Genomic DNA, 11921 nt, shown 5'->3' with positions numbered 1-11921 from the left:
GTCAGGGGGTCGTGTCGCGGCGGATCAGGCGGGACCGCAGCCAGTCCAGTGCGGTTGCGATCACCATGACCCAGACGACCCCGAACACGGTCGCGATGCACCAGAACGCCATGAACAGGATCAGGCCCAGCGTCGCCAAAAAGGCGTCGGTGTAGTTTTCGGCCCGTCCGACCTTGTGTTCGCGCATGGCGATCCCCCTGCCGTCGCAGTTTGCGAGCGCAGGCGCGGATCGGTCAAGTCCCGTTGCGCGCCTCTGCCAAGGCGTGCGGTAACGCTTTTGCGAGTGCATCCATCTGGTCGTCAGGGCCGCAACTGACGCGGATGCAGCGGTTCAGCGGGGCAACGCCGGGCATCCGGGCAAAGATTCCGCGCCGTGCCAGCCCGTCCAGCACCGCCTTGGCCAGTGCACCGTCGCCGCCGCAGTCCATCGCCACGAAATTGGTGGCGGACACCACAGGGACCAGGCCGTTTTCCAGCGCGATCGTGGCCAGACGGTCGCGGCTGTTGGCGACCAGCCGTTGCACATGGGTCAGCCAGTCCTGATCGGCCAACGCAGCACGCGCGGCGACCTGTGCCAATCGTCCAACGCCGAAATGGTTCCGCACCCGGTCAAACGCGGCGATCAGGTCGGGGTGCCCCAGCGCATAGCCGACCCGCAATCCGGCCAGACCGTAGGCTTTGGAAAACGTCCGCATCCGGATCACGCGGGCATCGTCGGGGGCGACGGCCAGCGCGGTGCCGTGGGGCGCCAATTCGATATAGGCTTCGTCCAGCACCAGCAGGCAGCCGTCGGGGACGTTGGTCACCATCCGCCGCATCAGGCTGGCGTCGTGGCGGCTGCCCATCGGATTGTCGGGGTTCGCCAGATAGATCAGTTTCGCACCGACTTCGACCGCTTTGGCGATCAGGCGTTCGTGGTCTTCGTAATCGCCGGCATAGGGCACGGTATGCAGCGTGCCGCCAAATCCCGTGACGTGGTAGTTGAACGTCGGATACGCCCCGGCAGATGTGACGACCGCATCGCCCGGCGCGATCAGCAGCCGCACAAGGTTGCCCAGCAGCCCGTCGATGCCTTCACCGATGGCGACGTTTTCGGGGGCGACGCCGTGATGCGCGGACAGGTCCAGCCGTAGATCGTGCATGTCGGGATCGGGATACATCCAGACATCGCCTGCCATGTCACGGATCGCCTGCGCCACCTGCGGCGATGGACCGAACACCAGTTCATTCGCGCCCAAACGCGCGTCGAATGGCGCACCGCGTGCGCGTTCCAGCCGTTCCGGCCCAACGAACGGGACAGAGGCGGGCAGGCTTTGTGCCAGCGGGGTCAGGCGAGGATCGGTCATCGGTCAGTCCAGTTCCGCAAGCCGCGACAGCGCGGTGGTCAGTTGGGTGGCCTCTGCCTCGCGTTCGGCCAGATTTGCGCGGGTTTCGGCCACGACCTCTGGCGGGGCGGATTCCGCGAATTTCGGGTTGTTGGCCCGACCGGCCAAGCCCTTGATTTCCTTTTCCAGTTTGACCAGCGCCTTGCCCAGACGCGCCTTTTCGGCGGCCACGTCGATCAGGCCCGCCAGTGGCAGGGCGAATGTCGCGCCACGGGTTGCGACGGTCAGCGATCCCTTGGGCGGTTCCGCTGCTGTTGCGATGCTGTCGACCCGTGCCATCCGCTGGATCATCGCCAGATTGTTGGCCTGAGCGGTCTGTGCAGCATCGTCCGCCTCGATTTGCAAAACCGGAATTTTCAGACCGGCGGGCACGTTCAGTTGCGCGCGGGCGGACCGGATGCCTTCGATCAGGGAAATCACCCAGTTCATTTCCGCGCTGGCGGCGTCATCGGCCAGATCGTCGTATTCCGGCCAAGGGGTCAGGGCCAGCATCTGGTCACGCGGGCGGCTTTGCTGCCACAACTCTTCGGTGACAAAGGGCATCACGGGGTGCAGCAGGATCAGGCATTGATCCAGCGCCCAGCCCAGTGTCGCCTGTGTTTCCGCCTTGTCCGCGTCAGAGCCGTCCATCAACAGCGGTTTGGAAAATTCCAGATACCAGTCGCAGAACCGGCCCCAGATAAAGGCGTAAAGCGCATTCGCCGCGTCATTGAACCGGTAATCGGTCAGTGCTGCGTCCACGTCGCGGCGCAGTTGGCCGATTTCGGCCATGATCCAGCGGTTGACGGTCTGCTGCGGCGCGGGCCGGGTGGCGGGCGCGTCAAAGGCGCCATTCATTTCGGCCAGCTTTGCGGCGTTCCACAGCTTGTTGACGAACTTGGAATAGCCCGCGATCCGGTCTTCAGAGATTTTCAGGACACCGCCGATGGCGGCCATCGCCGCGTTCGACATCCGCAGCGCGTCGGCACCGTAAGCGTCCACCATGGTCAGCGGGTCGATGACGTTGCCCTTGGTCTTGGACATCTTCTCGCCCTTGGCGTCGCGGACAAGCTGGTGCAGGTAGACGGTGTGGAACGGCACCTCTTCCATGACGGCAAGCGACATCATCATCATGCGGGCCACCCAGAAAAACAGGATGTCCTGCCCGGTGATCAGCACGTCGCCGGGAAAATAGCGATCCAGTTCCGCAGTATCTTCTGGCCAGCCAAGGGTGCCGAAGGGCCAGAGGCCGGACGAGAACCATGTATCGAGGACGTCGGGGTCGCGAACGAGAGACACCCGATCAACCGTCACGGTAGTTTCACCCGCCTCGGTCCTGCGGGTGATAGAATGATCCAGCCGTTGCGGCTTGCTGCTAGCTCTTTGCAAGAATTGGATCTCGCAGCCTTCGCCGTAATGCGCTTTTGCTAATTTGATCACTTCGGCTTCTGTCGAAGCGCAGAAGAATTTTTTGCCTTCCTCGAAACCGTATCCGCCGGCAGTTCTTTCTTTCTCTACGATCTCAGGCCCATACCAAACCGGGATCTGGTGACCCCACCACAACTGGCGAGAGATGCACCACGGTTCGATATTCTCCAGCCAGTGGTCGTAAACCTTGCGACCGGAATCGGGAATGATCTGGGTCCGTCCATCCTTGACCGCGTCCAGCGCGGGGCCGACGATTTGGGCGGTGTCGACGAACCACTGGTCTGTCAGCATCGGTTCGATCACGACCTTGGACCGGTCACCAAAGGGCTGCATGATCTTTTTGGGTTCCACCAGCGGGGCCAACTGGTCCAGACGGACCTCTCCGCCTTCTTCGGGTGCGGTCAGTTGGGCTGTTTCACCTAGACGCGGATCGGTCGCGGGGACCATGACGGCCAGACCTTCGGCGGTGATGTCCGCGACCACGCGGTTGCGCGCCTCGAACCGGTCCAGCCCGCGATAGGCTTCGGGCACAAGGTTCATCGCGGCGATCATCGCTTCGTCGAACTCCTGTTCGCCGTTCGCAATCGCCTGTGCCGTCGCGGCTTCTTCGGCATAGGGTTTGCCGTCGGCGCGCATCCGGCCCTTGGTGTCCATCAGGGAATACATCGGGATGCCGCCGCGTTTGGCGACCTCGTAGTCGTTGAAATCATGCGCGCCGGTGATTTTCACCGCACCGGACCCGAACGCCATGTCCGGATAGGTGTCGGTGATGATCGGGATCAGGCGGCGGGATTCCTTTGGCCCGACCGGGATTTCGCACAGCTTGCCGACGATGGGAGCATAGCGCGCATCGTCGGTATGCACCGCGACCGCACCGTCGCCCAGCATGGTTTCGGGCCGCGTGGTCGCGATAGAGATGTAATCGCGCACCTCTTCGAACAGCACATTCCCGTCTTCGTCCTTTTCCACGTAGGTATAGGTTTCACCGCCCGCCAGCGGGTATTTGAAATGCCACATGTGGCCGTCGACTTCGGCGTTCTCGACCTCTAGGTCCGAGATCGCGGTTTCGAAATGCGGGTCCCAGTTCACCAGACGTTTGCCGCGATAAATCAGACGCTTGTTGTACATCTCGACAAAGACCTTGAGCACGGCATCGTGGAAATTGCCGTCCTTTTCCCCCGCAGGCGCATTGGGCGCGCCCGACATGGTAAAGGCAGAGCGTGACCAGTCCATGCTGTCGCCCAGACGACGGGCCTGATCCTCGATCGTGCCGCCGGATGTTTTCTTCCACTCCCAGACCTTGGCCAGAAATTCAGCCCGGTCCATGTCGGCACGCTTGCGGGTCTCGCCTTTGGCGGCCATGTCCTTTTCCACGACAAGCTGTGTGGCGATGCCCGCATGGTCCAGTCCAGGTTGCCACAGCGTGTCGTAGCCCTGCATCCGTTTCCACCGCGTCAAAATGTCCATCAGCGTGTGATTGAACGCATGGCCCACGTGCAGCACGCCGGTCACGTTGGGCGGTGGCAGCATGATCGTGAACGTCTCATCCCGGCGATTGCCAGCGCCTGCGGTGAAACACCCCGATTTTTCCCATACATCGTAGATGTCCGCCTCTCGTGTGGCGAAATCAAAGGTTTTGGAAAGAGCCATGGTGCGCGTCCTTGTCTGGTGTCGGTCCCCCGATACCCCAAAGCGCGGGGCGGCGAAAAGGGGCAATGCCGCAGGCTGGACACCGGGGTTGGTTTCGCGGACTGTCTGCGCGCAGTGCGCAAGCAGGAGGTTGCATGGAAAAGTTCGGAAAAAGCCAGCCCGTCAAACGGGTCGAAGACGTCCGTTTCTTGACCGGACAGGGGCGTTATGTCGACGATATCGCCCCCGCCGATGCGTTGCATGCCGTCTTTGTCCGGTCGCAGGTCGGACATGGTGCAATCACCGCGATTGATACGGCCGATGCGCTGGACATGCCCGGTGTGGCGGCTGTGCTGACAGGTGCGGACATGCAGGCGGCGGGCGTCGTGATGGATATGGCCGGGGTGCAGGTGAAAAACCGCGATGGCACCAAAGGCGCTGTGACGCGGCGCCCGATCCTTGCAATGGACCGCGTGCGGCATGTGGGTGAACCCATTGCCATCGTGCTGGCCGATACGCTGAACCAAGCACGCGACGCGGCAGAAGCGGTGATCGTCGATATTGATGAATTGCCCGCGCATATGGCGCTGGCAGCGGGCGGTGCGGCACTGCACGATACGGCCCCTGACAATCTGGCGTTTGATTACGGTCTGGGGGATGCGGACGCTGTCGAAGCAGCGATCGCAACTGCGGCGCATGTCGTGACTGTGGAGGTCCCCGATAACCGCGTGATCGTGAATGCGATGGAACCGCGTGGCACCTATGCCGTCTGGACCGACGGCAAGCTGCACGTGGCGATCAACGGTCAGGGCGTCTGGGGACCCAAGGCTGATTTCAAGAAGCATTTCGATCTGACCGATGATCAGGTCCGTGTGACCAATCCCGACACCGGTGGCGGCTTCGGGATGAAAGGCATGCGGTATCCCGAACCGCTTGCCTGTGCCTTTGCCGCACGCGCGCTGAACCGTCCGGTGCGCTGGATGTCGGAACGGACCGAAGCGATGCTCACCGACAACGCGGGCCGCGATCTGGTGACAACCGCGACGCTGGCGTTCGATGCGGACCACCGCATCGTGGCTTACCGTCTGGATTCGATTGCCAACATGGGCGCCTACAACAGCCAGTTTGCACAGGCGATCCAGACCGATTTGTTCAGCAAGGTGATGATGGGCACCTATGACGTGCAGACTGCATTCATGCGAACGCGTGGCGTGTTTACCAACACCACGCCCGTCGATGCTTATCGCGGGGCCGGACGGCCAGAGGCGATTTTCGTGCTGGAACGCGCGATGGACGAAGCCGCGCGCAGACTGGGTATCGATCCGTGGGAATTGCGGCGGACGAATTTCATCCGGACCGATCAGTTTCCCTATACCAGCGTCACCGGCGTGACCTATGACGTCGGTGAATTCGCGGCCTTGCTTACGCAGGCGCGGACGACCGCCGACACCGACGGTTTCGCTGCCCGCAAGGCCGCCAGTGCGCAGGCCGGCAAACTGCGGGGGCAGGGGATCTGTTATTACATCGAAAGCATCCTTGGCGATCCGTCGGAAACGACGGCTGTGGTGTTCCGTGACGATGGGGGTGTCGATATCCTTGTCGGGACACAGTCGAACGGGCAGGGGCACGAAACGGTTTTTGCGCAGTTTCTGTCGGACCAGACGGGTATTCCTGCGGATAAGATCACGGTTGTGCAGGGTGACAGCGACCTGATCCCGCAGGGGGGTGGCACGGGTGGATCGCGGTCCGTGACGGTGCAGAACACCGCCACGCTGGCGACGGTCGACGCGATGATCCCCGCCTTTGGCGCCTACCTTGCCGACCGTGAAGGTGTCGACGCCGCCGCCGTCACGTTCGACGATGAACGCTACCGGATCGCGAGCAGCAACCTGTCGCCCACATTGCTGGATGTCGCGGACATGGCCCGTGCCGATGGTCGGGATGAACTGCTGCGCCACAGCCAACGGATCACGCTGGATAGCCGCAGCTTTCCGAATGGGTGTCATGTCGCAGAGGTCGAGATTGATCCTGAAACCGGTGACACGCGGGTGGATCGCTATACGGTCGTCGATGACTTTGGCAATCTGATCAATCCGATGCTGGTCGAAGGACAGATTCACGGCGGCATCGCGCAGGGTCTGGGACAGGCGCTGATGGAACGGACCGTTTTTGACGAAGATGGGCAATTGCTGACGGCGACATTCATGGATTACGCAATGCCGCGCGCGGAAACGATGCCGCAGATCGGGTTCAGCACACGGCCCACGCCATCGCTTTACAATCCGATGGGGATGAAAGGCTGTGGAGAAGCCGGAACCGTCGGTGCGCTTGCTGCTGTGACGAATGCGGTGCTGGATGCGGTGTGGGATCAGGGTGTCCGCCACGTGGAAATGCCGTTTACCCCGCAGCGCGTCTGGGGTTGGCTAAAGGACGCTGCGTCGCGTGACGCCGCTTAAACGGTTATTCGGCCTTTTCCGGTTTCTGCCGCGCCGCAAAAGCAATGCGGCGCGCACACCGGGGCCCGCGACGCATGTGGTGATCCTTGACGGGACACTGTCGTCGCTGGCGCAGGGCTACGAAACGAATGCCGGCCTGACGTACAAGTTGCTGCGCGAGGTCGGGCGCGATGCCAACCTGACCGTTTATTACGAGGCGGGGATTCAATGGCGCGGCTGGCGCGATACCGCTGCCGTGCTGGCGGGGCACGGGATCGACGAACAGATCACCCGCGCCTATGGCGTGCTGGCATCGCGGTATAAACCGGGTGACCGCATTTTTCTGATCGGCTATTCGCGCGGTGCCTTTGCGGTGCGGTCGCTGGCGGGGCTGATCGGTGGTGTCGGTTTGCTGCGGCGCGAATATGCGACAACCCGTGGTGTCAGGCAGGCGTTCCGTCATTATCAACGTCACAGCAGCTTGCAGGCTGTTGCGAAATTCCGCCGCCGTTTTTGTTACGATGACACGCCGATTGCGGCGATCGGGGTCTGGGATACAGTGCGGGCGCTGGGGCTGCCGCTGATCTGGCGCTTTTCCGAAAACCGCCACGATTTCCACGATCACAGGCTGGGCGCGCATGTGTCGCACGGCCTGCACGCCGTGGCTTTGGACGAACGGCGCCGGGCCTATGACCCTGTGATGTGGAATTCGCAGGGTGCTGTGACCACGGTTGAACAGGTCTGGTTTCGCGGCACCCATGCGGACGTCGGCGGGCATACCCTGGGTGTGACGCAGGTACGCCCATTGGCGAATATCCCGCTGGTCTGGATGTTGGACAGGTTATCTGCGCTGGGCATGGCGCTGCCCGACGGTTGGCGCGACCGGTTTCCGTGCGATCCAGATGCGCCTTCGCTGGGTCAATGGTACGGATTCGCGCGATTTTTCCTCTGGCGCGTTCCGCGCAAGCCCCTGCAGGACCCGTCAGAACGTTTGCACGATAGCGTCAGGCGATCTTCATGATCAGACAGGTGGTTGATCCGGTCGCATAAAGCCTGCCGTCGACATCCACGATCCGGCCTGTTGCCACGCCGGTTGACCGCCCTGCGTGATCCACGCGGCCTTCGGCGCGGATCGCAGTGCCGGGCGGAATGGCGCGGGTGATGTTGATCTTGTATTCCAGCGTCGTATAGATCGACCCCTGCGGCAGAGTCGTCATCACAGCACAGGCCATCGCGGAATCCAGCAGTGTGCCGTACCAGCCCCCGTGAACGCCGCCCATCGGGTTGGTATGCGCGAAACCGGGGGTGCCGGTGAACACGACACGCCCGGCCTCGACGGTTTCCAGCGCGTAACCCATGATTCCGGCGATGGGTGGACCCGACAGGCTGCCATCCAGAATGCCGCGCATGAAATCCAGCCCGGACAGCGACAACAGCGTGTCCCGGCTGGGCAGTTCGTTAAAGGAAGTGGCAAGCATCACGGACGGTCCTGTTGTGAGGTCCGCCCTAAGGTGACCTGCCTATGCCACGTTTTGCAAGCGGGTCTGCGGCGCAATGCCCAATGCCCGGCAGACGTCCTGCGTCAGTTGCGGTTTGTTCAGCGTGTAGAAATGCAGATGATCGACGCCACCCTGCACCAGTTCATCGCACAATTCCGTTGCCAGTGCTGTGGCCAGCAGGTCCGCGTTGCCGTCGCGGGTCGCATTTTCAAAGGCTTGCGCGATCACGGGCGGGATGCTGGTGCCAGTCGCCTTGGCGAACCGCGCTGCGCCGGCCCAGTTTTCGACTGGCAGAATGCCGGGGATGATCGGCGCGTCGATCCCGGCGGCGGCACAGGCATCGCGGAACCGAAAAAATGTGTCCGCTTCAAAGAAGAATTGCGTGATCGCGGCACTGGCACCTGCGTCGATCTTGCGTTTCAGGAACGCGATATCGGCGGCCTGATCGGCAGCTTCGGGGTGCTTTTCAGGATAGGCGCCGACGCGCAGCGTGAATTTCCCGGTGTCGGCGAGTGCGCCGATCAATTCTACCGACGATCCAAATCCGTCAGGATGCACGGTAAACTTGTCCTGCCCTTTTGGGGCGTCGCCACGCAGCGCGACGATATCGGTGATCCCGGCTGCGGCGTATTCGTCTGCGATGGCCAGTGTTTCGGCGCGGGTGGCGTCAACGCAGGTCAGATGGGCGGCAACGCGCAGGCCGGTGGTGCGGTCGATGGCGGTCACTGCTTCGTGGGTCAGTTTACGTGTGGTGCCGCCCGCGCCATAGGTCACGGATACGAATTCCGGTGCCAGCGGGGCGAGCGTATTGATGCAGTCCCACAGCCTGAAAGATCCTTCCAGATTTTTGGGCGGGAAAAATTCAAAGCTGATGGCGGGGCGGGTCATGGCGCATATCCTGATCTTGGGTTCTTGTCATATATGATCGGCTACGGCATATGAGGCAAATTCATAAACCTCACCATGATTATGAGGTCGACGGCATATGCATATCGAATTCCGGCATCTACGCACGATCAAGGCGATCCACGATACCGGTGGTCTGGGCCGCGCGGCGGATCTTTTGGGGATCACGCAATCTGCATTGTCCCACCAGATCAAAGGGATAGAGGATCAGGCCGGGGTCGAACTGTTCGTGCGCCGCACCAAACCGCTGCGATTGTCTGCGGCGGGGATGAAACTGCTGGCGGCTGCAGAACGCATCTTGCCGCAAGTCGCAGCACTGGAAGCCGAATTCGAAGGCTTGATCAGCGGCAAGGCGGGTCGGCTTCACATCGCCATCGAATGTCACGCCTGTTTCGAATGGCTGATGCCGGTGCTGGACCAGTTCCGCAAAGCATGGCCCGACGTGGACGTGGATATCCGCCCCGGTCTGGCGTTCGACGCGCTGCCCGCGCTGCAACGCGAAGAGGTGGATCTGGTCGTGTCGTCCGACCCCGTGGAATTGGACGGCGTGATGTTCACGCCCATTTTTGATTACGAACCGATCTTTGTCGCGGCCGCAGACCATCCGCTGTCGCAAAAGCAATTTGTCACGGCGGCGGATTTCGCGGACCAGACACTGATCACCTATCCTGTCGACAGGCATCGGCTCGACGTATTCAGCGCTCTGCTGACCCCTGCCAAGGTCGAACCGATGGCGGTGAGGCAGGTCGAATTGACCGCAATGATCCTGCTGCTGGTGGCGTCCGGGCGCGGGGTGTCGGTGCTGCCCGATTGGGTAGTGCGGCAGGTGCGCTACAACGCCGATTACATCACGCGACCGCTGACGGCCAATGGACTGACAAAACGGTTGTATGCCGCCACACGGAAGGTGGACGGCGACTTGCCTTTCATGTCCCACGTTATTCGTCTGGCCCGGACAGAGGTGGTGCGACGGCAAGGGTAATGGCTTCCTGTCGCCTGCCGCAGGAATAGCGGGCTGGTGACACGGGCCGACCTTGTGCGCAGTTGCGCGTGCGCCTATACGCCGCCGGTGACTTCAGACGGAGACAAGACATGGCCGGTAGCGCGAACCTAAACGTGATGATGAAAACCGCCCGCAAGGCAGGGCGCGGCCTGTTGAAGGACTTTACCGAAGTCGAACAGCTTCAGGTGTCGACCAAGGGGCCGGGCGATTTCGTCAGCCGGGCCGACCGTCAGGCCGAACAGACCATCCGCGAAGATCTGATGCACGCCCGTCCGTCCTATGGCTTTCTGGGCGAAGAAGGCGGCGAGCAGGCAGGCGAGGACCCGACCCGGCGCTGGATCGTCGATCCGCTGGACGGCACCACGAACTATCTGCACGGCTTGCCGCATTGGGCGGTGTCCATCGCATTGGAACACAAGGGGCAGATCGTGTCCGGCGTCATCTATGACCCGGTCAAAGACGAGATGTTCTATGCCGAAAAAGGGTTCGGTGCTTTCGTCAACGAATCGCGCATCCGCGTGTCCGCGCGGCACCGCATGTCGGATGCCTTGTTCGCAACGGGCCTGCCGTGGTCAGGGCGCGGCGACCTGCCGGAAACGCTGCAGGATCTGGCCCGCATCCTGCCCGCCTGCGCGGGTGTGCGGCGGTTCGGTGCGGCCTCGCTTGATCTTGCCTATGTGGCAGCGGGGCGGTTCGATGGATTTTGGGAACGCCGTCTGCACATCTGGGACATCGCGGCCGGTGCGTTGATCTGCAAGGAAGCCGGGGCAATCACCGAAGCCATTCGTCCCGATGGCGATCCGCTGACCAGCGGTGACATGATCGTGTCAAACAGCGATATCTTTGCCAATTTTGCCAAGGTCATCCGCAACGCCTAGCGTCTGCGCGACACTTTCGGGATTGTTGACGTCCGGTAGTGTGCCGGCGGATTGTCGGGGTGGCCGTGAGTCTTTTGCCAGAAACGCGGGCCGCCCAATGTGATCCACAGCGGTACCGTCAGCAGCACGCCCGCGATAAACCCGCCGTTGTGCGCCCAATAGGCCACACCTTCGTTGCTGCCGAACCCACCCCAAAGCTGCACCAGAAACCACAGGGCCAGCGTGATCCATGCGGGAATTGGAATGATGCGGAAAAATACGATGAAAAACAGAAAAACATCGACCCGTGCCTTGGGGAACAGTAGCAGGTAGCCACCCATCACACCCGCAATCGCGCCCGATGCGCCGATGGTCGGCACGGCTGAAAACGGTTCCGACGCGACCTGTGCGAACCCGGCGGCGATGCCGCAGGCCAGATAAAACAGCGCATAGGGCAGGTGGCCCATCCGATCTTCCATGTTGTCGCCAAAGATGAACAAAAAAAGCATGTTTCCTGCCAGATGCAGGATCCCACCATGCAGGAACATCGACGTGACGAATCCGCCCCAGCCTTCGCCGCCGGTGACACGGGCCGGGATCAAGGCAAAATCATAGTATAGCTGGGACAGCGCAACATCGTTCTGTGCGGCGATCACAGACCAGACCCATATCGTGACGTTCGCGCCCAGCAGGGCGTAGGTCACGAATGGCGTGCGGGTCGACGGGTTGTGGTCACGGATCGGGAACATCCGACCAACGTGACGCTCCGCTGTCCCGCGTCAAGTGCGGGACAGCGGACC

General features: G+C 61.9%; 10 protein-coding genes. 4 read left to right on the top strand and 6 right to left on the bottom strand.

Annotated elements, in window-relative coordinates; translation table 11 throughout:
• Position 1: 1 nt before the first annotated feature.
• From GZH79_RS00310 to GZH79_RS00300, 3 genes are read right to left on the bottom strand one after another with little or no spacing between them, the layout of a single operon-like run.
• Positions 2-187, bottom strand: a complete 186-nt coding sequence (locus GZH79_RS00310) for a hypothetical protein (protein ID WP_211641159.1) — start codon at positions 185-187, stop codon at positions 2-4.
• A 46-nt stretch (positions 188-233) separates the two neighbouring features.
• Positions 234-1346 (bottom strand): pyridoxal phosphate-dependent aminotransferase, encoded by a 1113-nt coding sequence (locus GZH79_RS00305; RefSeq protein ID WP_211641158.1) that lies wholly within the window; start codon positions 1344-1346, stop codon positions 234-236.
• 3 nt (positions 1347-1349) lie between these two features.
• On the bottom strand, positions 1350-4442 hold the full coding sequence (locus GZH79_RS00300; protein ID WP_211641157.1) for a valine--tRNA ligase: 3093 nt from the start codon (positions 4440-4442) through the stop codon (positions 1350-1352).
• A 134-nt stretch (positions 4443-4576) separates the two neighbouring features.
• Between GZH79_RS00300 and GZH79_RS00295 the strand changes: the two genes are divergently transcribed.
• Positions 4577-6877, top strand: a complete 2301-nt coding sequence (locus GZH79_RS00295) for a xanthine dehydrogenase family protein molybdopterin-binding subunit (RefSeq protein WP_211641156.1) — start codon at positions 4577-4579, stop codon at positions 6875-6877.
• Positions 6864-7877 carry a DUF2235 domain-containing protein gene (locus GZH79_RS00290; RefSeq protein ID WP_211641155.1) on the top strand — a complete coding sequence of 338 codons (1014 nt, stop codon included), beginning with the start codon at positions 6864-6866 and terminating at the stop codon, positions 7875-7877. Before GZH79_RS00295 ends, GZH79_RS00290 begins: the two co-directional genes overlap by 14 nt.
• Here GZH79_RS00290 and GZH79_RS00285 read toward each other — a convergent pair.
• A complete protein-coding gene (locus tag GZH79_RS00285; protein WP_211641154.1) occupies positions 7861-8334 on the bottom strand; it encodes a PaaI family thioesterase in 474 nt (157 codons plus the stop codon). The two genes, GZH79_RS00290 and GZH79_RS00285, sit on opposite strands and share 17 nt — an antisense overlap.
• Positions 8335-8376: 42 nt before the next feature.
• Positions 8377-9243, bottom strand: coding sequence for a methylenetetrahydrofolate reductase [NAD(P)H] (gene metF, locus GZH79_RS00280; protein WP_211641153.1), 867 nt, complete (start codon positions 9241-9243; stop codon positions 8377-8379).
• A gap of 97 nt (positions 9244-9340) precedes the next feature.
• Here metF and GZH79_RS00275 point away from each other — a divergent pair, with 97 nt between their 5' ends.
• Together GZH79_RS00275 and GZH79_RS00270 are read left to right on the top strand one after the other, a co-directional pair.
• Positions 9341-10243: a LysR family transcriptional regulator gene (locus GZH79_RS00275; protein WP_211641152.1), complete on the top strand. Its 903-nt coding sequence runs from the start codon at positions 9341-9343 to the stop codon at positions 10241-10243.
• Between the two features lie 110 nt (positions 10244-10353).
• Positions 10354-11142 carry an inositol monophosphatase family protein gene (locus tag GZH79_RS00270; protein WP_211641151.1) on the top strand — a complete coding sequence of 263 codons (789 nt, stop codon included), beginning with the start codon at positions 10354-10356 and terminating at the stop codon, positions 11140-11142.
• Here the strand turns inward: GZH79_RS00270 and GZH79_RS00265 are convergent.
• Complete coding sequence (locus tag GZH79_RS00265) at positions 11139-11870, bottom strand: rhomboid family intramembrane serine protease (RefSeq protein WP_211641150.1); 732 nt, start codon at positions 11868-11870, stop codon at positions 11139-11141. The genes GZH79_RS00270 and GZH79_RS00265 overlap by 4 nt on opposite strands.
• Positions 11871-11921 lie beyond the last annotated feature (51 nt).

The organism is Loktanella sp. SALINAS62 (assembly GCF_018263905.1).
Taxonomy (GTDB): Bacteria; Pseudomonadota; Alphaproteobacteria; order Rhodobacterales; family Rhodobacteraceae; genus Loktanella.
Note: the sequence above shows the minus strand (reverse complement) of the source record. Positions and strands in the feature narration are given on the sequence as shown.

Coding starts and splice junctions, on each gene's coding strand:
- GZH79_RS00275 (WP_211641152.1), top strand. CDS start 9,341: ATGCATATCGAATTCCGGCATCTACGCACGATCAAGGCGATCCACGAT.
- metF (WP_211641153.1), bottom strand. CDS start 9,243: ATGACCCGCCCCGCCATCAGCTTTGAATTTTTCCCGCCCAAAAATCTG.
- GZH79_RS00270 (WP_211641151.1), top strand. CDS start 10,354: ATGGCCGGTAGCGCGAACCTAAACGTGATGATGAAAACCGCCCGCAAG.
- GZH79_RS00265 (WP_211641150.1), bottom strand. CDS start 11,870: ATGTTCCCGATCCGTGACCACAACCCGTCGACCCGCACGCCATTCGTG.
- GZH79_RS00300 (WP_211641157.1), bottom strand. CDS start 4,442: ATGGCTCTTTCCAAAACCTTTGATTTCGCCACACGAGAGGCGGACATC.
- GZH79_RS00295 (WP_211641156.1), top strand. CDS start 4,577: ATGGAAAAGTTCGGAAAAAGCCAGCCCGTCAAACGGGTCGAAGACGTC.
- GZH79_RS00285 (WP_211641154.1), bottom strand. CDS start 8,334: ATGCTTGCCACTTCCTTTAACGAACTGCCCAGCCGGGACACGCTGTTG.
- GZH79_RS00305 (WP_211641158.1), bottom strand. CDS start 1,346: ATGACCGATCCTCGCCTGACCCCGCTGGCACAAAGCCTGCCCGCCTCT.
- GZH79_RS00310 (WP_211641159.1), bottom strand. CDS start 187: ATGCGCGAACACAAGGTCGGACGGGCCGAAAACTACACCGACGCCTTT.